This is a genomic window from Streptomyces sp. NPDC048643 (assembly GCF_040650615.1).
GTDB lineage: Bacteria > Actinomycetota > Actinomycetes > Streptomycetales > Streptomycetaceae > Streptomyces.
This window is the reverse complement of the sequence record NZ_JBEZHO010000005.1, coordinates 212,394-237,127: the sequence shown is the minus strand read 5'-3', so window position 1 is coordinate 237,127 and position 24,734 is coordinate 212,394. Positions and strand designations below refer to the sequence as shown.

General features: G+C 70.5%; 21 protein-coding genes and 1 pseudogene. 11 read left to right on the top strand and 11 right to left on the bottom strand.

What is annotated here, in order from left to right:
- The first annotated feature begins 59 nt into the window (after positions 1–59).
- Positions 60–488: a pyridoxamine 5'-phosphate oxidase family protein gene (locus tag AB0C62_RS07680; RefSeq protein WP_362970555.1), complete on the top strand. Its 429-nt coding sequence runs from the start codon at positions 60–62 to the stop codon at positions 486–488.
- Between the two features lie 121 nt (positions 489–609).
- Here the strand turns inward: AB0C62_RS07680 and AB0C62_RS07675 are convergent, their stop codons facing one another.
- From AB0C62_RS07675 to AB0C62_RS07660, 4 genes are all read right to left on the bottom strand, one after another.
- Positions 610–2,067: an FG-GAP-like repeat-containing protein gene (locus AB0C62_RS07675; protein ID WP_362970553.1), complete on the bottom strand. Its 1,458-nt coding sequence runs from the start codon at positions 2,065–2,067 to the stop codon at positions 610–612.
- A 134-nt stretch (positions 2,068–2,201) separates the two neighbouring features.
- Entirely contained in the window at positions 2,202–2,801 is a 600-nt protein-coding gene (locus tag AB0C62_RS07670) for a DinB family protein (protein WP_362970551.1), read from the bottom strand.
- 94 nt (positions 2,802–2,895) lie between these two features.
- Positions 2,896–3,057: a hypothetical protein gene (locus tag AB0C62_RS07665; protein WP_362970549.1), complete on the bottom strand. Its 162-nt coding sequence runs from the start codon at positions 3,055–3,057 to the stop codon at positions 2,896–2,898.
- Between the two features lie 333 nt (positions 3,058–3,390).
- Entirely contained in the window at positions 3,391–3,879 is a 489-nt protein-coding gene (locus tag AB0C62_RS07660) for a lamin tail domain-containing protein (RefSeq protein ID WP_362970547.1), read from the bottom strand.
- A 652-nt stretch (positions 3,880–4,531) separates the two neighbouring features.
- Here AB0C62_RS07660 and AB0C62_RS07655 point away from each other — a divergent pair.
- Positions 4,532–5,143 carry a DUF4232 domain-containing protein gene (locus AB0C62_RS07655; RefSeq protein ID WP_362970545.1) on the top strand — a complete coding sequence of 204 codons (612 nt, stop codon included), beginning with the start codon at positions 4,532–4,534 and terminating at the stop codon, positions 5,141–5,143.
- Positions 5,144–5,269: 126 nt separating this feature from the next.
- Here AB0C62_RS07655 and AB0C62_RS07650 read toward each other — a convergent pair whose 3' ends face one another.
- The gene (locus AB0C62_RS07650; protein WP_362970543.1) at positions 5,270–9,544 is read right to left on the bottom strand and encodes a discoidin domain-containing protein; all 4,275 of its coding nucleotides are present in this window, start codon (positions 9,542–9,544) and stop codon (positions 5,270–5,272) included.
- A 634-nt stretch (positions 9,545–10,178) separates the two neighbouring features.
- Complete coding sequence (locus AB0C62_RS07645; protein WP_362970541.1) at positions 10,179–11,276, bottom strand: hypothetical protein; 1,098 nt, start codon at positions 11,274–11,276, stop codon at positions 10,179–10,181.
- Positions 11,277–11,816: 540 nt separating this feature from the next.
- Here AB0C62_RS07645 and AB0C62_RS07640 point away from each other — a divergent pair.
- Entirely contained in the window at positions 11,817–13,088 is a 1,272-nt protein-coding gene (locus AB0C62_RS07640) for an aromatic ring-hydroxylating dioxygenase subunit alpha (RefSeq protein ID WP_362970539.1), read from the top strand.
- A gap of 8 nt (positions 13,089–13,096) precedes the next feature.
- Here the strand turns inward: AB0C62_RS07640 and AB0C62_RS07635 are convergent, their stop codons facing one another.
- Positions 13,097–14,308 carry an MFS transporter gene (locus AB0C62_RS07635; RefSeq protein ID WP_362970537.1) on the bottom strand — a complete coding sequence of 404 codons (1,212 nt, stop codon included), beginning with the start codon at positions 14,306–14,308 and terminating at the stop codon, positions 13,097–13,099.
- 307 nt (positions 14,309–14,615) lie between these two features.
- Here AB0C62_RS07635 and AB0C62_RS07630 point away from each other — a divergent pair, with 307 nt between their 5' ends.
- The 6 genes and pseudogenes from AB0C62_RS07630 to AB0C62_RS07605 form a co-directional block, all read left to right on the top strand.
- The gene (locus AB0C62_RS07630) at positions 14,616–15,128 is read left to right on the top strand and encodes an SRPBCC family protein (RefSeq protein ID WP_362970535.1); all 513 of its coding nucleotides are present in this window, start codon (positions 14,616–14,618) and stop codon (positions 15,126–15,128) included.
- Positions 15,129–15,469: 341 nt separating this feature from the next.
- On the top strand, positions 15,470–15,871 hold the full coding sequence (locus tag AB0C62_RS07625; protein WP_362970533.1) for a hypothetical protein: 402 nt from the start codon (positions 15,470–15,472) through the stop codon (positions 15,869–15,871).
- Positions 15,872–15,917: 46 nt separating this feature from the next.
- Positions 15,918–17,246: a lanthionine synthetase LanC family protein gene (locus tag AB0C62_RS07620; protein WP_362970531.1), complete on the top strand. Its 1,329-nt coding sequence runs from the start codon at positions 15,918–15,920 to the stop codon at positions 17,244–17,246.
- A gap of 47 nt (positions 17,247–17,293) precedes the next feature.
- Positions 17,294–17,821, top strand: coding sequence for a GNAT family N-acetyltransferase (locus AB0C62_RS07615; RefSeq protein ID WP_362970676.1), 528 nt, complete (start codon positions 17,294–17,296; stop codon positions 17,819–17,821).
- A gap of 36 nt (positions 17,822–17,857) precedes the next feature.
- The gene (locus AB0C62_RS07610; RefSeq protein WP_362970529.1) at positions 17,858–18,373 is read left to right on the top strand and encodes an ATP-binding protein; all 516 of its coding nucleotides are present in this window, start codon (positions 17,858–17,860) and stop codon (positions 18,371–18,373) included.
- A 73-nt stretch (positions 18,374–18,446) separates the two neighbouring features.
- Positions 18,447–18,548, top strand: a pseudogene (locus AB0C62_RS07605) (SDR family oxidoreductase); the annotation flags it as partial.
- A 25-nt stretch (positions 18,549–18,573) separates the two neighbouring features.
- Here AB0C62_RS07605 and AB0C62_RS07600 read toward each other — a convergent pair.
- From AB0C62_RS07600 to AB0C62_RS07590, 3 genes are all read right to left on the bottom strand, one after another.
- Entirely contained in the window at positions 18,574–18,939 is a 366-nt protein-coding gene (locus AB0C62_RS07600; RefSeq protein WP_362970527.1) for a hypothetical protein, read from the bottom strand.
- A gap of 80 nt (positions 18,940–19,019) precedes the next feature.
- A complete protein-coding gene (locus AB0C62_RS07595; RefSeq protein WP_362970525.1) occupies positions 19,020–19,253 on the bottom strand; it encodes a hypothetical protein in 234 nt (77 codons plus the stop codon).
- Between the two features lie 117 nt (positions 19,254–19,370).
- The gene (locus AB0C62_RS07590) at positions 19,371–20,027 is read right to left on the bottom strand and encodes a hypothetical protein (protein WP_362970523.1); all 657 of its coding nucleotides are present in this window, start codon (positions 20,025–20,027) and stop codon (positions 19,371–19,373) included.
- Between the two features lie 356 nt (positions 20,028–20,383).
- Between AB0C62_RS07590 and AB0C62_RS07585 the strand changes: the two genes are divergently transcribed.
- A complete protein-coding gene (locus AB0C62_RS07585) occupies positions 20,384–22,165 on the top strand; it encodes a SpoIIE family protein phosphatase (RefSeq protein ID WP_362970521.1) in 1,782 nt (593 codons plus the stop codon).
- Between the two features lie 81 nt (positions 22,166–22,246).
- Here the strand turns inward: AB0C62_RS07585 and AB0C62_RS07580 are convergent, their stop codons facing one another.
- Positions 22,247–23,566: a phosphatase PAP2 family protein gene (locus tag AB0C62_RS07580; RefSeq protein ID WP_362970519.1), complete on the bottom strand. Its 1,320-nt coding sequence runs from the start codon at positions 23,564–23,566 to the stop codon at positions 22,247–22,249.
- Between the two features lie 353 nt (positions 23,567–23,919).
- On the opposite strand from AB0C62_RS07580, the gene AB0C62_RS07575 reads away from it, so the two are divergent.
- The gene (locus AB0C62_RS07575; RefSeq protein ID WP_362970517.1) at positions 23,920–24,723 is read left to right on the top strand and encodes a class I SAM-dependent methyltransferase; all 804 of its coding nucleotides are present in this window, start codon (positions 23,920–23,922) and stop codon (positions 24,721–24,723) included.
- The last annotated feature ends 11 nt before the right edge of the window (positions 24,724–24,734 follow it).

Below are 24,734 nucleotides of genomic sequence, written 5' to 3'. Positions count from 1 at the left end.
CCCCGGGCGTCCGGCCGTTCGCGGAGACATGGTCAGAGCCCCGCCTTACAGTCGAATGCATGGCACTCTCACGTGAAGAACGCGAAGCCTTCCTGGCCCAGCCGCACGTCGCCACGCTCGGCGTCGCCGCCGGGGAGGACCGTGGACCGTTGCTGGTACCGATCTGGTACGGCTTCGAGCCCGGCGGCATGCCCTGGATCCTCACCGGCGCGGACTCCCGGAAGATGAAGCTGATCAAGGCAGCCGGCAGCTTCAGCCTGCTCGTGCAGCGCGTCGAACCCACTCCTCGGTACGTCTCCGTCGAAGGTCCCGTCGCCGAGGTCACCGAACCCGCCGCGGGCGTGCACCGTGAACTCGCCGCGCGCTACCTGTCCGGCGAGGCACTCGACCGGTACACGGCATGGGCCGAGACACAACTCGACGACCACGTGGTGGTCCGCATGCGTCCGACGCACTGGACGGGCGCCGACCTCGGCTCGATCGGCTGACACACCAGAGCCGCTACGGCAGCACCACACCCCCTCAGACGCGTGCCGGGCCCGATGTCACGGGCCCGGCACGCGTCTCCGAGCGGTGTCACCGCCCTGGGCGGGGCGTGACGCCCGTGCCTCAGTCGCTGGTCAGCGTTCCGCCGTACTTCAGCGCGCTCGACGGGGAAGGCAGGCCGAGCTTGCCGGGGGTGAACACGTAGGAGCCGTCGGCAGAGGCCGCCGGAAGCACCCAGACTCCGCCGGATCCGGTGTTCTCCCCGGGTGAGCCGACCGCGATGTCCGTCGTGCCGTCGTGGTCGTAGTCGCCCGTCGCGACCGCGGCGCCGAACGCGTCGCCTCCCTCCGCGGCGCCGGGAACACCCGGGGTGTTCTGCTGGTAGGCCACCGAGTGGCCCTCGCCGTGCGCGTCGACGAGGCCGGTCGGGCCGCCCAGGAGCAGTGTCGCGGCGCCCGCCTTCGCGCGGCTGCCGATGGCCTCGCCGGGAGCACCCGCGATCAGGTCGTCGCGACCGTCGCCGTTGACGTCGGCCGCGGCGAGCGCCGCGCCGAAGTGGTCGGCGGTCTCGGCGACGCCCCTCACGCCGACGGTGTCCTGGTTGAGGGTCTGCTGGCGGTAGCCGAAGTTCCAGGGGATGCCGGCGCCGTAGTGGATGTGGATGCCGCCGCCCTCGGCGAGCTCTTCCGGGCCGCAGGGGTCGTCGATGTTCTCGTCGGCGATCTCCCGGCACTCGCCGAGGGCGAGGTCGTCGTGGCCGTCCCCGTCGAAGTCGCCCGCGGCCAGCGCGGAGACGCCGGCGTTGTCCGTGTTCCAGAAGTTGGCGAGCGACTTCTCCTCGGGGGACCAGCTCCACAGGCGTACGTGGGACTGGGTGAAGGGGGCCGTGGACCAGTAGCCCGTGGCCAGGTCGGGGATTCCGTCGTCACTGCCGTCGAAATCGCCGGCCGCCAGGATGGGCGCGCGTCCGCCCATCGCGCCGGTGAACACGGTGGTCGCGGGACCGCCGCCCCGCTTCAGCACGACCTTGTCCGTCGCGCCGATGGCGACGTCCGTGGTGCCGTCGCCGGTGAAGTCGGCCGCCACCAAGGACTTTCCGTACGCGGCGGAGGACGCGGGGCCGTTCAGGACGGTGGCGCCGGTGCCCAGGCCGCCCCGTACTCCGTACAGAACGGCGACGGTTCCCGCGTCGGCGCCGGCTCCGTCGACGTCCTCACCGGGGGCGCCGATCACGACGTCCGCCCTGCCGTCGCCGTTCACGTCGGCCACGGACACCGCGGCGCCGAACCGGTCACCCTTCTCGGGGGTACCGGGGATACCGGGTCTCGCCTGGGTGATCCGGGTGTTGCCGCTCGTGCCGAGCCCCTTCGGGCCGCCCCAGACGACGTTGACGTATCCGGCCTTGGCCTTTCCGTCGACGGCACCGTCCGGCACTCCCACGGCGAGGTCCGCGAAACCGTCGCCGTTGAAGTCACTGACGAACGCCTTCGGGACGGCCGCGGTCGCGGGCGGGGCAAGGGTCAGACCAGCGGTGGCCGTCGCGGCGACCGTCACTGCTATGGCGTACGTCCGTATGCGCACGGGGGCTCCAACTCGGTTCGCGGACACAGGGGCACTCCTGTGACAACCGAGAGGGGTCCGGGGTTGTGCTGTGGTTGCTACGGGGTTCACCTCGGGTTCACGGTGCCGGGAGACGCCGGAACCGAGGCACAGGATCACCCGTCGTCGGCCTCCCGGGCCGCCTGCTCCAGACGCTCCCGGTACCGACCCCAATCCGCCTGGTCGCCGTCCGGGATGTTGGCGCCGCCCTTCTGGTCGCCGACGGACCCGTCCACGAGCTCGCGCACGATGTCGGCGTGGCCGGCGTGCCGTTGGGTCTCGGCGAGGACCCGCACGACGACATGATGCAGCGTCACCGCGCTTCGCTCCTCGGGCCACCAGGGGATCCGGCCGAGCGCGTCCAGGGGCAGAGAGTCGATCGTGGCGTTCGCGTGCTCCCAGGCTCTCCGGTACAGGCCCACGATCTGCTCGCGCGACTCCTGTGGGGTGGCCCACATGTCGGCGTTGAGTTCGGCGTCCTCCGTGTACCACCAGGCCGGCGGCTCCTTGTCGAAGAACGGCCGCCCGAAGGTGTCCCCGAAGTAGCCCAACTCCACGCCGCTGAGGTGTTTGACCAGCCCCAGCAGGTTCGTCCCCGTCGGGGTGAGGGGACGCCGGATGTCGTACTCCCCCAGTCCGTCCACCTTCCACACCAGGGAGTCCCTGGCCTCCTGCAAGTAGCGGAGCAGATCGGCTTTGGCGTCGTGATCCATCATGGCGGGCAGTCTCGCACCCGCCACTGACATCGGCTTCGACTTCCGCCGTCGCCCGCGCCGCCCCCGCATCCAGGAGATCGGGGGCTCGGGGAACTCACCTCTCTCGGTCCTTGCGCCGAGCCGCGTGGTTGCTGACCAAGAGCCAGACCCACAGCAGCACCTGCAACGAACTCCACACGATGCTCGCGCCGTCGGAACCGGCGGCGGTCCGCCAGACCAGGAGTCCGACACTGATGCAGAGCAGCGGCCAGTACACCCACGGCCCCCACCGCGCACCCGGCCGCGCCCACGCGGGCGCGGTTCGGCCTCTCGAACGATCCAGCACGCGCGCCTCCCGTCGACGAACCACCTCCTCAGGGTGCCCCCGAGCCGACGTCATAGACACGCGACTCCTCGTGACAAGTCCGCCTGCTGCGACGGCCGTCGAGATCACCGACCTTCGATCCGCCGGCGCAGGACAGCAGGCGGTGGAGCACCCCGCGGCCATTCCCGGCCCGGAACACTCCACCGCCCGTCACGTACTGCGTGCCGCGCGCCCGCCCGCCGCGGCCGTGGTCGTCCACGGCCAACCGGGGCGGATCAGGTCCGGCTAGCGGCGGCCCTCGTGGTGGCGGCGCCCCCACGAGGCGTCATCGACGAAGCGGCGGTGGTCGTTGCGCAGGGTGGCGGTGTCGGTGTGGTTGTCCCACACGTAGTTGCGACGGTCCTGGAACACGTCGCGGTGGGTGTCGTGGCCGACTCCGGTGTGGACGCGGACCGTCGAGCGGCCGTCGAGGCGGTAGTGGTGGAAGGTGTAGGTGCGGCCGTCCCGGGCGGAGAGGGTCCAGCCGTCCAGGTTGACGGCCTGCCGGGTGTTGTTGGTGATCTCCACCCACTCCTGGTTCAGGGAGCGGTTGGAGCGGTCCTCACGACCCGGGGAGTCGTACTGCACACGGCTGATCTCGACACTCTGGCGGTGCGGGCGGTGGTCGGCGGCGGACGCCGGCACCGCGATCGCCGCGGTCACGGCCGCGGTGGTCAGCGCGGCAGCGGTCAGACGGCGGGCAGTCACGGATACGGTCACAGGTTCCCCCTGCATCGTGCGGGCACAGCCGGCAGGAATACGGGCCGGTTGTGCGGCGTGCGGGTGGCGGCCGGTCGGCCGCGCATTCACACCTTGCCCACCACATCGCCGCGATGTGAACGAGACGTGGATCGCGTTTCCGTTCACCTACATTTCGGTGACGCTTGATTGCAGCGTCCATCTAGGTCGTGAAGGCGCCGGGTTGACGCCCGCGCGGCCGGTGATCCGTTGCCAACGCTGGTCACGGGTCCGTTTTCGCCACACTCCGCCACCCCGGCGGGCATCTCACCGTCACCCGAAAGTGGGTAACAACCACGTGACGTGGCCGAGTCCGGATCGTCGCACAGCAAAAGACCCCGCCCCCACAATCCGGGGACAGGGTCTTCACAGAGCGCCGGGCAGGCCTTGCACCTGCATCTCCCCACAGGAAGTGGGGCGTCTTTCCTTGGACCACCGACGCATCGTGAACCTGCGGGCTTCCGCCGTTCAGCTCAAGATCAACTGTAGCAGCCCCCCAGCGCGGCACCAACTACGGGTGCGCCGACTTTTTTCGCTCTCTCGCGAACTTTTCCGCTCGGTCGGTCATCGGACCTCGTATACGGCACCACAAGACGGCGCGGGTACGGAACAGGGCCCGCGCCGACGAACACGAGTGGAGTGCATTCTCATGAGCGACCGCCACAGCACCGCCGACCACACCGCCGTCTCCGGTTCCACGGGGGACGGCCGCCCGGACCGCCGGCTGCGCCGTACCGCTGTCGCGGCGGCGGCTGCCGCCGTCCTCGGGCTCACCGGAGCGGGCGTCGCGCAGGCGGCGAGCGGTGGCAGCGCCGGTGCGGCGAAGGCCACGCCGACCTGCGCCGCCTCGGCGCTCAAGGCGACCTTCGGCGAGAAGCTGGCCGGCGGCATGAACCACCAGGGCGTCGTCGTGCGGCTGCGCAACCTCAGTGGCACCACGTGCGCGCTGCGCGGGTTCCCGGGACTGGGCCTGGAGAACTCGACGCACAAGTCGCTCTCGTCCCACACCCACTGGGGCGACACCTGGTACGCCGGCAACCCGGGAACCAAGACCCTCACGCTCAAGGACGGCGAGAGTGCCGAAGCCGTCGTGTCCTGGACGCACGCGAACACCGGCACGTCCCAGGCGGTCCACGCCGCCTACCTCGAGATCACGCCGCCCGCCGCGACCCGGCACAAGACCCTCGCCTTCCCCGAGTGGGTCGACAACGGCGCCCTGAGCGTCACCGCGCTCGCCAAGCACATCGACGTCACCGGCTGACCGCTCCCGGTACGGCGCCCCGCCGACGCGCGCGACACCTGCCGCGAGGCCAGGTCTCTCTGAAGACAGCGGCACGGGGCCGCCCTCTCGAAGGGCGACCCCGTGCCGTTCACCGGCGTGCGCCGGCTACTCGACGTTGATCTTGAACGTGCTCGTGGTGTTGCGGATGTCCTGGGCGTTGCCGCTCATCCGCAGGTTACGGAAGGTGGCTTCGCCCACCGCGGGGCCCTGTCCGGGCTCGGGGAGTTCGTTGGCCCAGATGCCGAATCCGGACTTGGCGTCGAACGCGTCTCCGCTCTTCTTGGAGTTGGTGATGGAGATGTCGGTGAAGATGGTGTCCTTGACCGGGAACTGCGGCTGGCCACCGACGTAGTTGGTCTGGAACATGACGCCGCCGTAGGTGGAGTCGTCGATGTCGACGTCGTTGACCCGGATGCCCTGGAACACCTTCGAGGCGGAGAAGGCCCAGATGGCGGGGAAGACCTGCGAGCCCCAGAAGTGGCCGCCCGTTCTCTCCAGGGAGACGTTCTCGATCGTCGTGGGGTCGGTCCCGAAGCCGTTCATCGGGTAGCCGAAGTCCAGCGAGGAGATCGTGATGCCGGAGTACACCAGGGTGTCCGCCACGCGGATGTTGCGGAAGGTGTTGTTGTATCCGCCGTAGACGGCGATACCCGCCGCTCGCCAGGTGAGGGTCGAGGTGAGGTTCTCGTAGAGGTTGTTCTTCTCGTCCGCGCCGCCGGAGTCGATCGCCGAGAAGAGCGCGAAGCTGTCGTCGCCGGTGGCTCGGGCGTCGTTGTTGACGACGTGGTTGTCCGTGGAGCCGTTCGTCATGTTGATGCCGTCGGCGAACGTGTCACGGATGCGGGAGTTCTTGATGGTCACGCTGTCGGTGTTGGCGCCCCAGTAGAGGCACACCATGTGCTCGACCCAGACGTTGTCGATGGTGATGTTGGAGACGTTGGAGAAGTCGAACACCTTCCCCGGGCCGTCGATCCGGGACGTGTAGTTGCCGAAGTAGGTGAATCCGGCGAACGTCGAGCCGTTCGCGGTCGCCTCGGCCCGGAAGCCGATGTCGGTGTTCTCCTGGGAGGAGGGCGCGTGGAAGCGGGTGAACCACGGCCCGGCTCCGACGACCTTGACGGCCTTGCCGTAGACCTGGAACTTGCTGGCGGTCTCGTAGTCACCGGCGGGCAGGTAGACGCCGACGAGCTTGCCGGTGGTGTCCATCCGCACCTTGTCGAGCGCGTTCTGCACGTCCTGGTGCGTGAAGCCGGCGGGGACGGCGTAGGCGGCCGGGTCCGGGTTCGCGGCGGCGGTCGCCTGTTCGGTGTTGACGAAGTCGATGGCGTAGGTGGAGGTGTTGGCGGCGTCCTTCTGCAGCCGGATCTTGGAACCGGCCTGCACGGTCTTGCCGAGCAGCAGGTTCGCCTCGTCGTAGATGTGGCGCGGGGCGCCGGAGCCGGGCGAGTTGCCGGGCGCGGTCTCGCTGCCGTACAGCCAGGCGTACTGCGAGGTGAGGTCGATGGCCTTGAGGAACTGGCCGTCCACGTAGACGTTGAGGGTGGTGTTGGTGCCGTCCGGGATCGAGAAGCGAGTCACCAGGGTGTTGGTGGCCGCGCGGGTGGTCCACTCGACGTACTGGCCGGTCCCGCTGAGGGTCACCGCCTTGCGGCCGCTCGCCTCACCGGCGATGTCACCGACGGTCCGGTTCGGGCCGACGACCTTGGCGCCACCACCGACCGTGCCGTCCTCCGCCTCGTACATGTCGTACGGCATGTCGGCGCCGCGGCCGACGAACAGGGCCTGGCTCGTGGTGTTGTTGGTCCGCTTGACCGGCAGTTCGTTGGCGTCGTCGGCGATGACGGTCTTGACCGTGTACTTGCCGTTGACGGCCGTCCACGAGCCGAGGCTGACCGGTGCGGTCGTCTGGCCCGCGGCGATGGCGCCGCTGTAGGAGCCGGTGAGCGTCTTGACGGTGGCGCCCTTGGAGTCCAGGACCGTGAGGGTGACGCCGTGGGCGCCCGCCGCGGAGGCGATGCTTCCCTGGTTCTTGATCGCGACGGTGAACTTGACGTCGTCACCGGCCGAGGCGCTGGACGGGCTCCAGGCGACGGGGGCGGCGACCAGGTCGGAACTGGAGACGGGCTTGACGACGAGGGCGTCGGAGCGGGTGAAGACGTTGTTCGCGTCGTTCTGCTCGATGACCTTGTTCGACGGGTCCACCTCGGCGCCGACGGAGTAACTGCCCGCGTCCCGGGCGCCGATGCTCGCGGTGACGGTCTTCGTCTCACCCGCGGCGAGCGCCGGGACGTCCGCCGTGGCGACCTTCGTTCCCCCGAGGGTGAAGTTCAGGTCGGTGGCCTTGGCCGCCTTGGTGCCGCTGTTGGTGACGGTCGCGGTGAGGCTGATCGCGTCCGACTCGACGGGAGCCGCCGGCGAGTTCGTGATGCCGGTGACCTTGAGGTCCGGGTTCGCGGCGGGGGTGCCGATGACCTGGAACTCGGCGACCTGCGCGCCCGGGGCGCCGGTGTTGGAGGTGACCTTGAGCTGGACGTCGGCGGCGGCGCCCGAGACCGGGATGGTCACCGTGTTGCCGCTCGCGGGGTTGAACGTGTAGTCCTTCGCCGCGGCGAGGCTGGTGAAGGCCGTCGCGTCCTGGTCGCGGCCGAGGACCTGGATGTTCTGCGTACGCGTCCCCCAGGCGGAGTCCGGGCTGAGCTTGACGACGACCTGGCTCAGGTCGGCGTTGGCACCCAGCTTGGTGGTGAGGGTGGCCGGGTAGGCGCCGCCGCCGCTCTCCCAATAGGTGCTGGTCGAACCGTCGTTGGCGTTGGCCGCGACGAACGTGAAGGTGGACGAGGAGGCGTCGATGGGCTTGCCCTGGGCGAGGTTGGAGCCGCCGCCGGTGGAGCCGGTCCGAGTGACGCTGTTGCTCGCCGTGGACGTGTTCCCGGCGGCGTCCTTCGCCTTCACGTAGTAGGTGACGGTGGCCGTCGCGGACGGGGTGTCCGTGTACGTCAGGACGTCACCCGTCACGGACTTGACGACCTGGTCGTTGGCGTAGACGTCGTAGCCGGTGACCTTGACGTTGTCGCTCGACGCCTGCCAGGTGAGCTTCACGTCGCTGCCGGACTGCGTGTAGGCGAGGTTGCCCGGCGCGGTGGGCGCCTGGGTGTCGCCGCCCGATCCCTTACGGGTGACGCTGTTGCTGTTGGCGGAGACGTTGCCCGCGGCGTCCTTGGCCCGCACGAAGTAGGTGATGTCGGTGCCGGCCGGCTGCGTGTCCGTGTACGTCAGGACGCTCCCGGCGACGCTCGCGCGGAGCTGGCCGTTGGCGTAGATGTCGTACCCCGTGACGGCCGTGTCGTCGGTCGCCGCGCTCCAGTTGAGCTTGATCTGCCCGGTGGCCGGCTCTGTGTAGCTCAGGTTCGACGGCGCGGTGGGGGCCTGGGTGTCGCCGGTCGCGGGTCCGTAGACCTCGAGCTCCGACAACTGCCCTGCGGGCCACGCCGTGTTGGCGGTGACCAGCACGCGTACGTACCGCGTCGTGGTGGTGTCGAGGCTGATGGTCGCCGACTGGTCGGTGCTGCTGTCGAAGGTGTATGCCTTCGAGGCCGTCAGGTCGGTGAAGTTCTGGTTGTCGGTGGAGCCCTGGATCTTGAGCGTCTGGCTGCGGCTCGGCCATCCGCTGGGCAGCCGCAGGGCCACCTGGTTCACCTTGACGGAGGAGCCGAGGTCGACCTGGATCCACTGCGGGAAGGCGTTGTTCTTGCTCTCCCAGTAGGTGGCCCGGTTGCCGTCACCCGCGTTGGCCGCGCCATAGACGTCGGCGTGCCCGCTCTCGGTGAAGGGCTTGCCCTGGGCGAGGTTGGGGGTCGCCGCGGCGGCCGTGAGGACCTGCATCTCGGCGAGCTGGGCGGTGGAGGCGACCGAGTTGTCGCTGAAGTCGGCGCGTACGTAGCGGGCGAGGGTCGCGGGGAAGGAGACCTTCACGGTGTTGTCGTTGCCGGGGCTGAAGACGTACCGCGCCGACGACTTGAGTGTGGCGAAGCTCTTCCCGTCGGCGCTGCCCTGCAGCGCCAGCGTCTGCTTGCGGGTCTGCCAGTGCTCGGGCAGCCGCAGCACGACCTGGCGGACGCGGCGGGTGCGCCCGAGGTCGGTCTGCACCCACTGGGCGGACTTCTTTCCGGCCTGCCAGTAGGTGTCGAGGTCGCCGTCGGTGACGTTGGCGGCCGCGTGGGCGTCGCGGGCACTGCCCGCCTTGGTCGCGGCGTCCGCGGCGGTGTTGGGGCCGCCGGCAGCGGTGGCGCCTACGGCGGGCAGGCCTAGGACCATGACCGTCGAGGCGAGCACAGCGGTCGCTGCGCGTCGTCTCCACGATCTCGGCTTGTATCGAGTCATGCGGGGTCACTCCCTGCGGAGGTTCGCGCGCCGGAGGGGCGGCGAGGTCGGCTCGTTCCTGGGCAGAGCGATGGCGCGGTACGACAGGCAGGACGGCTGAAGCGGTCGTCCCTGGAGCGGTGCGCGACCCCAAAGAGGACACGCACGCAGGTTCTTGCAATGTTTCATCGCAATATTGCAGAGCAATGCGAGTCCGTCTACGGTCCGTGCGGCACAAGTTTCACCGGGCACACGCGCGTCTCGTCGACGAAGGCGAGACGTGCACACCTTCGCCCTGGCGTGGATGCGGACGAACGGAAAGCGGCCGACAGGGAGAAGCCGAAGGCGGAGTGGAGAGAAGGTCCCAACTTCGCTGTGGCCGGGCTTACATGACTGGTCGACAGCAATCGGGACAGATACGAGGGTCGAGCATTCGCTGAGTTCCCCTCCTTCAGCGCGTGCCCCGACACGTGCCGACGCAGGACACGGGGCCGGCACGCAAGCGAGCGCAAGTAACGCAAGTTCTTGCGTAGCGGTACGTCGTCCGAAGGGGCGATCTGCGCGTCGACCACACGCAAACGGTTGCGCACCTTCCGGCACGCGAAGGCCGCCTCACCGGGGTGAGGCGGCCTGGGACCACTGGGCGTCCGTCGGGTCAACTCGCCGGAACGTATGCCTGCTTCAGCGCGCACGTCCACACCACGGGCCTCGCGTCACCGACGGCGTCGACCGCGTCTCCGCCGACCGAGCCGTTGTCGGAGGCGGCGTACGCGTGGGAAGCCCGGTCTACGGTCAGTCGCGGCAACGCGAGGGCCGGTCCGCTGCCGGGCCAGACCTCGGCCTGGTCCGCGGGCCCCACGTTGTCCCGCATGTCCGCGATGCCGGCGGCGAGGCGCGCGTGCGGGCTGATCGCCGTGAACCGGCCGGAGTTGAAGCCCGGCAGACTCGGCACGTCGGCGGGATCGTCGTATCCCGGCGGGTCCCAGTGCACCGCGGTGGCCTCGACACTGCTCAGCAGGGAGCCGACGACCCGCCCCCGGCCGCCGACTGCCGGGCGTCCCCATCCCTGAAGACTCGGTCCGACCGGCGGCCCGAGGATCTCGGCGGGAGTGCCGACGGATTCCCATCGGAGTACGACACTCTGGTAGTCCTCCAATCCGGCGTTCCAGACCGTGCCGTTCGCGACGACCGTACCGGCGGAGCCGATCGACGTGACCTCCGTGATCGACTGACCGTCAGCGACCGGGAGGGTCGTGACGAGCTTCCCCTTCCGCCAGACCGCGCCTCGGTCGGCTCCGTCCACCGTGCCCACGATCCGGCCGCTGTCGTGGACGTCGGCCGCCCAGCCCGACACTCCTCCGGTCGGCAGCAAGGTGGCGGCCGCCGCACCGGCTCGGTAGCTGAACGGCGTGCGGTTCCACCGGTCTCCGCCGGCCGTGAACCAACCCACCATCAGCCCAGTGCTGTTGACCGCCGCGACCTGACCGCCGTCGGATCCGGCCGGCACGGGAACCCCGTGCGCCCGCTTCCCGGTCCAGTACACGGGCCGCTGTCCGGATACGCCGACGGCGAGTCCGCTCGCGCTGATGTCCGCGACGACCCCCGTACGATCCGACCTCAGCGTCCTCAGAACAGTGATCCGCGGATTCCGGCAGCCCTCGTCCGCCGCGACGGCCGTCGTACCCCCGGCTGTCTGCGCCAGTACGGCCACCGGCATCAGCACCGCCAACGCGGCCCATCCCCACCGTCCCACGCCATCCCCCTCTGCCGACTCGCCTTGCCCGTCACGCCCGTGACACCCCGAACGGCCACAGGCACTACGACCACCCGACGGCCCCACCCGTTGCGGGGCACGCGACGATCTCCACCAGAACCCCACGACCGGCGAGGGACGCTCCGGTCAGCAGGCCCTGAGGACCGGCGCATGCCTCGGCGGGGCTCAACGATGGCGGCGCCTCATACCCCGGTGCCCCGTTCGGAGCAGCGGCCCCGCGAACGGCCGGGCCGAACAGCACCGTGCCCGGGCGGCCAAGGGCGCCAGACCGCCCCCGCTCCTGTCAGCCTCGTACCGGCGAACCCGTACGCCACACCAACGCACCGCCGCGGTTGACGGCCACGGGGCCCCCGGCGACCGTAGGGAAGTGGAGCCCCGCGGGGCGGCGAGCGGAGCACCGCGTGTGTTGCGGGGATGGCCGTGGCGGCGTCGTGGGGTGTGGGAGTCCTGCGTCCGGAGGCGCGGTGCCCCTGCTGCCGCAGGCATGACCTTCCGCCCGAGCGCAAGGGACCCCAGCCCATGACCGAGGCCCGACCCGACCGACCCGGAGCAGACCCGCAGGACCGGCGGTCCGCCGCCTCCCCCGGGGCGTTCCCGCCGCATCATGTCGACGGCCGGCTCGGCGGCCTTCCGGGTCCGGTGCCGGACCTGCGGCGGATCGGGATCGCGCCGGACCACTGGTATCCCGTGGCGACCTCACGGAGTGTGCGGCGCAACCACACCTTCGCGACGGCGTTCGCCGGGCAGCGGATCGCGCTGTACCGAGGGCGCAGCGGCACCGTCCACGCGCTGGAGGACCGTTGCGCGCACCGTCAGGTGCCGCTGAGCATGGGGGTGGTCGAAGGAGACGTCCTGCGGTGCTGCTACCACGCCTGGGCCTACCGCGGCGACGGCCGCATCTCCCAGATTCCCTATCTGCCGAAGGGCTGTGAGCGGCCGCCGCGCGGTGTGCGTTCCTATCCGGTGCGCGAGGCGTACGGCCTGGTGTTCGTGTTCCCGGGCGACCCTGCCCTGGCCGTGGCGGCGGCGTTCCCACGGCTGCCCGAGTACCACTCGCCCGCGCACCGGACGATGACGTTCTCGCGCACGGTGCGCTGCCACTACTCGTTCATGCACGAGAACCTGCTCGACATGAACCACCAGTTCCTGCACCGGAGCGTGCTCGGCAGGATCCGGCCCGAGCTGCTCGGCTACGAATCGGGGCCCCAGCACGTCGAGGCCCGGTATCTGTTCGTTCCCGCCGGCGGGCGCAAGGACCGGGGCGCGGGTCTGCTGTCGGCGGAGGGGGTCGGCGGACGGGACACGCCCGACGTCATCACCATCCGCACCGAGTACCCCTATCAGACGCTGCGGGGTGTGCCCGAAGGCGCCGATCTCCCGGCGTTCTCGCTGTGGGCGGCCTACGTTCCCGAGGACGCGGAGCAGCGCCTCAGTCACGCCTACGGGCTGCTGACGATCGCGAAGCCGTCGGTCCCGGGGGCGCTGCACCTCGCCTGGCCGCTCATCCGGCGTTTCACCGAGCGCGTGTTCGCCCAGGACCGGACGGCGGTCGAGGCGGAACAGCGTGCCTGGGACGAGCAGGGCGAGGACCGCAATCACGAGGTGTTCCCGCTCATCCTCGACCTCCGCGACGTGCTGCGCAGCAACGGTGTCCCGCTGCGTTCGGACGAGGCGTCCGGCTGCGCGCCGTGCGGGCTCGCGACCCCCGCGCACCGGGCCGGTGTCACGGGCGATGCCGAAGCGACGCGACCGGCCGCTCCGGCGGCGGAGGGTGCGGCCGGGGCCGAGTAGTCCCGCGCTCAGGCGTTGTGGACGGGGGTCTCCTGTCCGGTCACGGGCTTGCCTTCCGTGATGATCTCGGAGCGTCGCTGCCCGCGGTCCATGAGACCGCCCGCGAAGGCGAGGCCGAGACCGGCCAGTGCGAGGGCCGCGCCGACCAGGTTGGGGGACGCCCAGCCCCAGCCCGCGGAGATGACCAGCCCGCCGAGCCAGGCACCGCCGGCGTTGGCGAGGTTGAACGCGGAGTGGTTGGACGCCGCCGCCATGGTCGGGGCGTTCTTCGCCTTGGCCATGAGGAGCATCTGGACCGGCGTGGTGATGAGGGATCCCATCGCGCCGATGAAGGTGATGGTCAGCAGCGCGGGAACGGTGCTGTGGACCGTGAAGTAGAAGGTCACCAGACCCGCGGTGAGCAGGATGAGCCCGGCGTAGAGCGTCGGGCGCAGGGCGCGGTCGGTGAGCGGTCCGGCGAGCAGGGTGCCGAGCGTCATGCCGACGCCGTAGAGCGCGAGGACCCAGGTGATCGACGTGCCGGAGATGCCGGTCAGATGCGTGAGCATGGGCACGAGGTAGCTGTAGACGGCGAAGAACCCGCCGAATCCGACGACCGCGGTGATCAGGCCCATCGCGACCTGCCGGTTGCCCATGGCCCGTAGTTCGTGGCGGATGCCGGACTGCTGACCGCGAGGCTGGTGCGGGACGAAGGCGGCCAGGGCCGCCAGGGCTATGAGACCGATGCCCGCGACCGCCGCGTAGGCGGACCGCCAGCCCAGGTGCTGACCGAGAGCCGTGACGAGCGGCACCCCGACGATGTTGGCGACGGTGAGGCCGAGGAACATCTTCGAGACCGCTCGCGCCGCACGCTCGGGGGCGACCAGACGGGAGGCGACGACGGCACCGACGCCGAACAGCGCGCCGTGCGGCAGGCCCGCGAGGAAGCGGGCGGCGAAGAGTGTGCCGAAGGTGGGAGCGAGCGCGGACGCGACGTTCCCGACGACGAACAGGCCGGTCAGGAGGAGCAGCAGCCGCTTGTGCGGGATCCGCGCGCCGATGCCCGTCAGCACCGGAGCGCCGACGACGACACCGAGCGCGTAGGCCGACACGACGTTGCCGGCCTGCGGTACGGACACGTCGATCCCGTCGGCGATCTGGGGCAGCAGCCCCATCGTGGCGAACTCGGTCGTGCCGATGCCGAACGCGACGACGGCCAGGGCCAGCAGAGCCAGGGGCATGGTGCGGGAGAACCTTTCGAGGACAGCGGGCAGGGGACGCGGGAGCGGTCAGGACGGAGATCGCTGACGGTTCCCGGGTCCGGTCGTGCCGAGCACCATTGCCCGGAGCACCTCTGAGAACAGTGTGAGGCCCCCAGAGGTCCGGTCATGCCAAAGCGCCGTACATTCCAAGATCGACCTGTGGATCGCGGCGGATCGCGGGGCATCCCGTCATCGCGCGCCGACCCTGCCCTGGGCGCGGGGCGCCGTGCGTGCCATGATCCCTACTCGGCAGTAATCTCGTGTCCGGCCGGTCGGGAGGCGTGCAGTGACCCGTGTGTTCACCGTGAGCAGCAGCATCATCGTCGACGACGTGTCGCCCGAGGCCGCCTTCCGTGCGGTGAGCAGCCCGGCGGACATGGGCCGCTGGAGTCCGGAGAACCGGGGCACGACGGCCGGGTCCCCGGCCGGTCCGGCCGCCCTGGGCACCACCTTCGTCGGACGCAACAAGCGCGGGATGTTCCGGTGGGTCACCCGGTGCAAGGTCACGGCGGCCGATCCGGGGAGCCGTTTCGCGTTCCGCGTCTGCGCGATCGGTGTCGGCCGCCCCCGTCTGCGGGCGCCGATCGCGACGTGGGAGTACCGCTTCGAGGCGGTCGACGGCGGTACCCGGGTGACCGAGACGTGGACCGACGACCGCCGGAAGTGGCCGACGTCCGTGGCCCGCGCCTTCGACTGGGTCGCCACGTCGGGGAAGACGTTCGCCGACTTCCAGACGCGCAACATCGAGATCACGCTGCGCAACCTGAAGCGCGAGCTGGAGCACGACCGCACGCTCTGAGCGATGCCCCTGGTTCGGCCGCCACTCCCCCGTGACGGCCGAACGCGTCGCGTGTCCAGAGATCAAGGTCGGCGACGGCGACGTAGTGTCTTGGGCCGCTGGACGACACCGGCGGAGCCGGCGACGGGATTCGAACCCGCGTTTCTCTCGTGACAGGAGAAGTAGCCGTTGCCTGCGCACCTGGACGACGTCACCGTAACGCGCGTGATCACCACGCGCACGGCAATTACCGCGTGCGGAAGGCGAATCCGGCGTCGTCCTCGCCCAGGACCGCTCGACATCGAGCCCAAGTACTACGTCGCCGCACGGTGAAGCGGCGCGTTCGGGGGAAGGAAGGACACATGACCCGCAGGAGACGTGACTGGCTGCTCTTCACGGGATGGGCGCTGACCGGGGCGGGCTACCTGCTGGCGCTGCTGAGCATCCTGTCCATCGGGCTGTTCATCCTGCCGCTTCCGCTGATCGGCACCGCCGTGCTGGCCACGCGCCACGACGCCCAGCGTGGCCTTCCGGGGCTGGTCTCGAGTGCGAGCCTGCCTCTCTTCCTCCTCGCCTACCTCAACCGACACGGTCCCGGCAGCTACTGCACCACCGCGGCGTACGGCAGCAGCTGCACCGACGGCCTGTTGGACCCGCGGATCCTGCTGGCCTCCGGTGCGCTCGTCCTGGCCTGTGGAGTCACGCTGTTCCTCGTGATGCAGCGACGAACGGGGATCGTCTCCGCCCCCTCCCACTCCCGGTAGCCGCGGCCTACTGGCCGGACGGGCGTGGTTGTAACGTTGCCGGGTGGTGACGAGCGAGGCATACGAGTACAGGCAGCTGGGCGAGGCGGCGTGGTCGTGGGTGCTGGACCATGTGCGCGAGGACGAGGGCCCGTGGCTCCCGGAGAGGTTGTCCGGGGGCGAGCAGGACGTGACACCGGCGAAGGACCGCGACTCGCTCTACTCGGGGATCGCGGGTCTGGCACCGGTACTGGCGGAGATCGCGCAGCACCGTGAGCTGAGCGAGCGGGAACGGGCCCTGGCCGACGGGATCGTGACGAGGCTGTCGGCAGAGGCGAAGGGCCGCGTCGAGCCGTCCCTGTACGACGGGCTGGCCGGCGACGCCACGGCGCTGAAGCTGCTCGCGCCCGGCGAGGAATCCATCGCCCTTCGGCGGCTGGACGACCTGGCGACGCCCGACGGCTGGAGGACGACCGTCGATTTCGAACCGGACTCCGACGCCCCGCTGAACGACATCATCATGGGGTCCGCGGGTGTCGTCATGACGGCCGTCTGGGCCGGAGGCGAGTTCGCCGACGCGATCGCGACGACCGGCGGCGAGGCACTGCTGCGCGTGGCCGAACGTACGGAGGCGGGGCTGGACTGGGGCATCTCGCCGAGCACACCGTGGCGGGCGCCGAACTACTCGCACGGCACCGCGGGGGTGGCCGCCGCGCTGGCCGTGGCGGGTGCTTCGCTGGGCCGGGCGGACTTCGTCGAGGCCGCGGTCGAGGGCGCCCGGCACGTTCTGTCGGTGGGCCTGCTCGACGACGACGGCTTCGTCGTCCCGCACACGATCCCGCCGTCGAAGCGGGAGGTGGAGCCCCTCACGTACACCTGGTGCCACGGTCCGGCGGGCACCTCACACCTGTTCTCGGCACTCTCGTACGCGGGTGTGACGGAGGTGGGCGGCTTCCGGGTCGACGAGTTGCGTCGGCGTTGCATGACCTCCCTCCTCACGTCGGGCGTGCCCGAGCGGCTCCGCCCAGGGTTCTGGGACAACGACGGCCGCTGCTGCGGAACGGCGGGCGTCGGCGACGTACTCCTGGACGCCGCGCAGGACTGGGCGGGGACGGAGCTGTCGGAGACCCTCCTGCGGGGAGCCCGCACGATGGCCGACGCCCTCGTGGAGCGGGCGATCCGGGACGAGTCGGGTGCCCGGTGGCGGTTCCTGGAGTACCGCGACGACGAACCCCTGCTGCCGCCCGGTACCGCCTGGATGCAGGGGGCGTCGGGCATCGCCGCCTATTTGCTGCGGCTCGCCCGGTTCATCGAGACGGGGCCGAAGTCTCCTGTCGTGGACCGCCCGGACCAGTGGTGGGCCGTGCCGGCCGACGTGCGGGTGACGGGTTCGTGAGCCGTAGGGCGGGCCTGAGGACTGATCACGAGGGCGCCCCGAAGGGAATCGAGGAGGAGCAGACGCAGCTGCGCAACGTCACGCCGGACGACGTCGAGGCCTATGTCCGGATGCGGTGCGATCCCGTGATGATGGCCGACCTCGGCGGACCGCTCCCGTCGGACGGCATGGCCGACAAGGTCCGCCGGGATGCCGAACAGGCGGCCGGCGACCGGGAGTGGATCAGGATGATCGTTCCCGACGCGGGCGAGCCCGGTGTCGTGGCGGGATCGGTGGCCCTCTGGTCCCACGACAGCGACGAGGGGCCGATCTCGGAGATCGGCTGGATGGTCCTGCCCGAGTTCCAGGGACGGGGTCTGGGCAAGCGCGCCGTCCGCGTGCTCCTGGGGCAGGCCCGGGAACAGGACCGCTGGGGCGTCGTGCATGCCTTCCCGGCGACCGGGAACGCGGCCTCGAACGGCATCTGCCGCTCCGTCGGCTTCCGGCTCCTCTCCCAGGTCGAGGTGGACTTCGCCGGACGGGTCATCCATTCCAACCACTGGACCATCGACCCCGCCAGGGACTTGGCGGCCTGAGGCCGGGGACGCGAATCCGGGGGCTACCCTGCCTCCGTGACGAGGGACGCGAGCACGGTCGTGCTGATGTGTGGACTTCCGGGGTCGGGCAAGACCACGTACGCGGGCGAACTCGCGCGCCGTGGCCATGTGCGGCTCTCCATCGACGAAGCGGTGTGGCAACGGCTCGGACGGCGCGATGCCGGCCTGGTGCTGGAGGCGGAGGCATTCGCCCGGCTGAAGGAGGAGGTCCGTGCCGAACAGCGCATCGAACTGGTTGAGTTGATGACGGCTGGACGTGACGTGGTGGTCGACTACAGCTTCTGGAGCCGTGCCGCTCGCGACGACTACAAGGCGCTCGTCGAGGCTCACGGCTGCCGTTGGGAACTCGTCCATCTCAAGGCCGACCGGGCGACGTTGGAGCGGCGTCTCGCACTCCGCAACGCCGAGCAGGGCGCCAACTCCGTCACCGTGGACGCGGAGTTGCTCCACCACTACCTGGCCATCTTCGAAGAGCCCGCGGGAGAGGGCGAGCGCGTCGTCGTGTCAGCCGGTGACGTCCCTGCGCCGTAAGCCGATGACCGTCGGCAGGCGCAGCGCCTCCTCGGACGGTGAACGACGATCTCGGCGGCCTGGGGCAGGCGGTAACCCCGACGAGATCGCGCAGGCCGCCGCCTGGCTGCTCAGCGACCATGCCTCGTACGGGACGGGAACGGTCCTGCGGGTCGACGTCGGGGTGCGGGCCTGACCGGTGAGGTCGGGAGGGCGACAGTTCAGTCCCGCTGGGTCGTGCGCAGCAACTGGGCCGCCAGTACGACGCCTCCCGCCACCGCCCCCACCGCTCCGGCCGCCAGGAAGCCGCGGGAGGAGCGCCAGGACAGTACCGACCAGCGGGACTGCGCGGACAGGACGGAACCCGTGCTGAGCCACGAACCCGCCGAGATCAGTGACAGGGACGAACCGATCGACCCGAAGGACAGGGCGCTCCCGATCGACCCCACGGACAGGGCCGAGCCGACCGATCCCACGGACAGCACCGAACCCACCGAGCCGATCGACAGGACGGAGTCCTGCGACCACAACGACAGCACCGAACCGGAGGAACCACGACCGACCGACCGTACGGGCACCTTTGTCATGAGGTCATCCTGCCCGAAAGCCTTCGTCGACGGTCACTTCTCGACCGTTTGCCGATCGCGAGGCGTCCGGCTCGCATGCCTCAGCCGTCGGCCGCGTAGACGTCCGCCTTCTCGTAGTTGGCCAGGGCCAGGCCGAGGGCGAAGAAGGTCGGCGCCCACTCCCCCACGAAGATGCCCCACCGGTCGGCCCGTTCGAGGTTCTCCTGCCTGTTGGACGCCAGCCAGGACACGAGCGACAGGCCGATGGAGCCGAAGGCCGCCGCGTAGGCGTACTCGCTCTGGAGGCCCGCCTCGTGCAGCTTCTTGACGATCATGGCGCTTCCTCTCGTCACCGATCGACGCCACGTTTTGGCGCGATACAACCCATTTCGCGCAACAGGGTGTCGATGGATGCGGAGGACGGAGACGCGCCTTGGACAGCGGCTTCCCCGCTAGGAACGCGGTGCGGCCTCGCTGATGTCGTCGTGCATGTGGCCCATCAGCTCGCCCATCTCGCGGACGTCGGCGTTCGGGTTCTCGGCGTCCTGTGCGGCGCGGCGCAGCCAGTCAGCGGTCGTCAGGGCGAGCGCGGTGGCGTCCTCCTGGCGGTTGTCACCGAGGAGTTCCTCGATCCGGAACGCGAGACCGCCGAGGGTCTCGTCGTTGGTCTCGGGGGTCAGGTAGCCACGGAGCCCGGTGGGATAGGGGTTCTGGGATCTGGCGTGCCGAACGGCGTCGAGTACGGCGCCGTCCTCGCTGTACTGGTCGAGGTGACCCAGCAGGACGTAGATCCGCGCCGTCAGCCGAGGCAGGCCCGGCTGATGGTCCAGCCAGGCCATCAGCTGTGGCTGGCCGCCGAGGTGGTCGACGAGCGGGGTCAGTGCCTCGACCGACTTGGTGGGGAGGTCCCAGTGGTGGGGGATCAACCGGGCCACTTCGTCGGCGAGTGCCGCCTCGTCCTCGGAACTGATCGTGCCGGCTGTGAACGCGGCGACCTTCGTGTTGTCCAGGACGAACCCGTCCGGCGTCGGCCTGTCGGCGCGTGTCGAGACGCCGTGCCGCCGACGCAGAAGTTCACCGACGCTCTTGAGGAGCGGCTTGTCGTGCACGAGACCTCCTGATGAACGCTCCCGAGAGCCGGTCGGCCGACGTGCGCGGCGGGCGATGCGGCGGCCTCCACGACGCCGCCGACCGGTGCTCCGCGTCGGCACCACCACCGTGCCGTCCGGGCGCGGCGCCCGCTCGCCCGGTGGGCCGAACGAGTGGGCCGAACGAGTGCGGACGGACTTCACCGGGGGCCGGATTCCTCGGTCTCCGCCCGCAACCGCCGTGGTGGGCACCGGACCGGGACGGGCTCTCCGCGCCGGCCGGTCGTCGCCGGCCGGCGCGCTGGGGAGGCGGCCCGCTCGGGCCCGACGGAGCATAGGGAGGACGGAAGCCGCCGAGCAGTGACGGGAGTGCGCAGGTGGGTGGAGGGCGGGAGCGCCGCAGCTCCGAGGAGTACGCCGAGGTGCGCCAGGTCGAGGCGCTCAACCGGATGGCGGGCCCCGTCGGCGACGGATCGGGTGATCCGTCGGACCGGCTGCGCGGCCGTGAGGCCGATCTCCTGGTGGGGCACGCGCTCGCTCGGGCCGAGACGTTGCGCGAGGCACTGGCCCTCGTCCCCCGGCTGGCCGACGCGTCGCTGCCGCTGCGCAGCCAGTTGGTGCTGCGCTCGGACCGTGAGCGGCTGCACTGCGTGGCCCAGCTCGGATTCACCGACTGCGGGGTCGACGACTTCCGCGTCACGCTCGGCAGCGATCACCCGGGGGCCCAGGCCGTCCGCACCGGGCGCCCCGTCTTCCTGTCCTCCGCGGACGAGTACCGGGAGCGTTTCCCCGTCGCCGGGCAGTCCTGCGAGCTGAAGGGCCACGAGGCCTGGGCCTACCTGCCGCTGACGACGTATGGCCAGGTCACCGGCGTATGGGTGGCCGGCTTCAGCGCGCCGATGGAGATGACCGACGGCGTCCGCACGCTGCTGGCCACCGTGGCCCGCCTGCTCGGCCAGAGCATCGAGCGCACGTACACGGACGAGGCCGATCTGGCCCTCTCGCAGAGCCTGCGCAGCAGCATGAGCCGTATCGGCCCCGGCGTGGACGGCCTCACCGTCGCCGCACGGTACGTCCCCACCGGCGGCGGCCTGATGGTCGGCGGCGACTGGTTCGACAGCCTCAGCCTGCCCAACGGGCGCCTGGGCCTGGTGATCGGTGACGTACAGGGGCACGACGTGCACGCCGCCGGGCTGATGTCCCAGTTGCGTACGGCGATCCACGCCTACGCGGCCGAGGGGCACGGACCCGACGCCGTCCTGGTGCGGGCCTCCCAGTTCCTGGCGGCGCTGGACGAGGACCGCTTCGCCACCTGCATCTACATGGAGGCCGACCCGGCCACCGGCACCCTGCGGATCGCCCGCGCGGGGCACCCCCACCCCGTCCTGCGGCTCCCGGACGGAACCTGCCTGCTCAAGCACCTGGGCGGCGGGCTTCCCCTGGGGCTGAACCTCGGGGAGGACGACTATCCGGTGAACGTCCTCACCCTGAACGAGGGCGAGGTCCTCATGCTGTGCACCGACGGTCTGATCGAGACCGGCGGCCACGACATGTACTCCGGCTGGCTCCGGGTGCGCAACGCCCTCTCCCCCGGTTCGTCCGAGGATCTCGACGGCATGGCGGACCGCCTGCTGAACGCGGTCGTCGCCCCCCAGGAACCGGGGGACCACCCGCACCACGCGTCGCTCACCGAGGACGACATCGCCCTGCTCCTGCTCCGCCGCGACGCCGGCGAGGCACGGGTCGCCCCGCCCGAGCGCCGGCTCTTCCTCACCCTCGAACAGGACCAGGCGCGCGGACTGTCCGAAGCCCGGATGGAGCTCCAGGGGCTGCTCCACGACTGGGCGAGTCCGGACCAGGTCGACACGGCGGTCCTGCTCACGTCCGAGCTCCTCGGCAACGTCCTGGTGCACACCGAACAGGCCGCCGTCCTGCGAGCCGAGATCAGCGGCACCCAGGACCACCGCCGACTGCGCGTGGAGGTCACCGACCGCAGCGACGACGTCCCCCACCGGCGCGCACCCGGCGAACTGTCCTCCTCGGGCCGCGGCCTGGTCCTCCTCGACCTGCTGGCCCACCAGTGGAACGTCCGCCCCGAGCCGGAGGGCAAGACGGTGTGGTTCGAACTCGACGAGGACCGGCCCGACCTGCCTGCCTGACCGTCCGGGTGGATCGCGGCGATCGTGCGACGCGAGGAGGGCGGTGCCGGCCAGGCTGGAGAAGCCCGCTCGCACCGCGGTCTATACCTGCTGGAGCGCGGGCTCCGGCTCCAACTGCTGCGCGAGGGCCGGCTTCGGACCCGGCGTCGCGTCCCAGAAGCGGGTGGTCCGGACGTAGAGGTGGATCACGGAGCCTGTCGCCAGGAGGAGGAGCGGACCGAACACGAAGGGGTGCCGGGCCATGTCCGACGGCAGGAAGCGGTACGACACCAGGAGCGCGGTGAACACGATCGCCCCGTAGCCGACGAACCGGACTCCGGCGCGTTCCCAGCCACGGTCGAACGAGCGCATCGCCGCCTCGATCGTGAGCGCGAACACCACGCCGGCCAGGAGATCCGCGCCGTAGTGATAGCCGAACCCCAGCGTGGCGGTGAGCGTCGCGACCAGCCAGAAGGCGCCCACCCAGCGCATGACGCGCGGTGCCTTGCGCGAGTGGATGAAGAGCGTGGTGGCCCAGGCCGTGTGCAGGCTCGGCATGCAGTTGCGGGGAGTGATCTCGTCGAACGGGATCGCGTGCAGTGCTCCGAGCGGCGGCGCCGTGTTGGGCCACAGGTCGGCCACCGCCCAGGGCCCGCCCTCGGCGCTGTAGGCGAAGACCGGCCCGACCACCGGGAAGATCATGTAGATGGCCGGTCCGACCAGCCCGATGACCAGGAACGTGCGCACCAGGTGATGGCCCGGGAAGCCGCGTTCGGCCGCGACGTTGCGCAGTTGGTACAGCCCGAAGAGGGCCGCGGCCAGCGGGAGCTGACCGTAGACCGCGTTCAGCACGTGGGTGCCGATCGGATCGGTGGCCATGACCGCGCGGCCCACCAGCCATGAGGGGTCGCCCAGCGCGTGATCGGCGGTCGCCACGTACGGGTCGAGCACCGCGTGGCGCGTCTTCGAGGTGATGAGCAGCCAGGTGTCACCGGTCTTGTGACCGCCCACGAGGAGCAGACCCAGTCCGACGCCCTTCAGAAGCAGGGCACGTTCCCGGCCGGTGCGGCGTACGACGGCGACGACCGCGCAGCCCAGCATCACCCACAGCGCGCCGCTGCCGAAGTTCAGGTCGGCGCCGGCAGCCCAGCGCACCAGCGTGAGGACGACGTCGATACCGATCGCGGCTCCGGCCGCGACGAACCGTTCCCGCCAGCCGAGCACCACCATCATCAGCGCCAGCCCGGCGTACAGCAGCGGTCCCGAATGCGGGGCGAGCACGAACTCCCGCCCCAGGTTGGTGATCGGCCCGGGCTCGCCGTACCTCCGCGCGACGATCTCCAGCGCGATGAGGAATCCCAGGATCGCCACACCCGCCGCGGCCCACAGAACCACCTGGGGCCGACGCCGTACGGCGGACACGATGCTGCTGCTTGTTCGCGAGGGCTCTCGCGATGTTCCAGATATCAACTGTTCGGCCGATGTGTTAGGTGTTGGTCATCCGGGCTCACCCTTCTGGCCGGACGGCTTCGTGTTCCAGCGAAGGTCGGGCGACCGGGGCGATCACCGTGAGTCCGATGATGTTATCGGAGCGGTGCAAGCGGGTTTCGGCGCTTTACGCGCGATGCGGGGGCGGGCCTTCCCGGCACTCGACGGTCTGCGACGCGAACGGAATGCTGCCACCCTGGGACACGGCCGATCTTCACCGCTCAGGGAGTTCTCATGGCAAGGACGGGCAGGGCAGCCACGGGAGGTCGGCGAGGGGAGTTCCGGTCATGAGCGGCGCTCCGGTCTCCGAGGGTGACTACGGAAAGGACCTGTTCGAACCGGAGCACCCCGAGGAAGCGGAACGGATCGACGCGGCCGCGCTCGTATACGACCCGGTCACCATTCGTCGGCTGCGTGCCCTGGAGTCGGCGCCGGGGGGCCGTCGCTGCCTGGAGGTGGGAGCCGGAACCGGCACCGTCCTCCGCTGGCTGCTGGACGAGTCGGGTGCCACCGAGGTGGTCGCCCTGGACCGGGACACCAGTGGCCTCGGCTCCCTCGACGACTCGCGCCTGCGGGTGGTCACCGCGGATCTCCGGGACGAGGGCCTGGACCTGGGCGGCTTCGACCTGATTCACGCCCGGTTCGTGCTCATGCACCTGCCCGAACGCCGTCGGCTCGTCGCGCGGCTCGCGCGCTGGCTGAACCCGGGCGGCTGGCTCGTGCTCGGCGACGCCGTGGAGATGCCGAACGCCCTCGACAGGGCATCGGCCTACCGCCGGACCATGGACGCCATGTGGCAGGCGCTCAGGACGACCATCGGCACCGACACGTCCACCGTGCCCGCGTATCCGCACTTCCTGCGCGAGGAGGGCCTCCGGCACGTCGCCGCGGAGCTCGTCTGCCCGCCGTTGGTCGCTGACCGTCCCCTGGCCCGCTTCTGGTCCGAGACATGGGGCCGGATGCGGCCCGCCCTGGAGGAGACCGGGCTCGTCGACTCCGCCGTCATCGACGAAGCTCTCGCCTACCTGGCCTCCCCCGACCTGGCCGAGTTCGGACCGGGTATGGCGATGGCCTGGGGACAGAAGCCGTGAAGCCTGGGTAC

Bases quoted from the DNA above. Each gene is read 5' to 3' on its own strand.
- AB0C62_RS07625 (WP_362970533.1), top strand. From the start codon at position 15,470: ATGACCCGCAGGAGACGTGACTGGCTGCTCTTCACGGGATGGGCGCTG.
- AB0C62_RS07655 (WP_362970545.1), top strand. From the start codon at position 4,532: ATGAGCGACCGCCACAGCACCGCCGACCACACCGCCGTCTCCGGTTCC.
- AB0C62_RS07635 (WP_362970537.1), bottom strand. From the start codon at position 14,308: ATGCCCCTGGCTCTGCTGGCCCTGGCCGTCGTCGCGTTCGGCATCGGC.
- AB0C62_RS07680 (WP_362970555.1), top strand. From the start codon at position 60: ATGGCACTCTCACGTGAAGAACGCGAAGCCTTCCTGGCCCAGCCGCAC.
- AB0C62_RS07640 (WP_362970539.1), top strand. From the start codon at position 11,817: ATGACCGAGGCCCGACCCGACCGACCCGGAGCAGACCCGCAGGACCGG.
- AB0C62_RS07660 (WP_362970547.1), bottom strand. From the start codon at position 3,879: ATGCAGGGGGAACCTGTGACCGTATCCGTGACTGCCCGCCGTCTGACC.
- AB0C62_RS07595 (WP_362970525.1), bottom strand. From the start codon at position 19,253: ATGATCGTCAAGAAGCTGCACGAGGCGGGCCTCCAGAGCGAGTACGCC.
- AB0C62_RS07600 (WP_362970527.1), bottom strand. From the start codon at position 18,939: ATGACAAAGGTGCCCGTACGGTCGGTCGGTCGTGGTTCCTCCGGTTCG.
- AB0C62_RS07650 (WP_362970543.1), bottom strand. From the start codon at position 9,544: ATGACTCGATACAAGCCGAGATCGTGGAGACGACGCGCAGCGACCGCT.
- AB0C62_RS07575 (WP_362970517.1), top strand. From the start codon at position 23,920: ATGAGCGGCGCTCCGGTCTCCGAGGGTGACTACGGAAAGGACCTGTTC.
- AB0C62_RS07670 (WP_362970551.1), bottom strand. From the start codon at position 2,801: ATGATGGATCACGACGCCAAAGCCGATCTGCTCCGCTACTTGCAGGAG.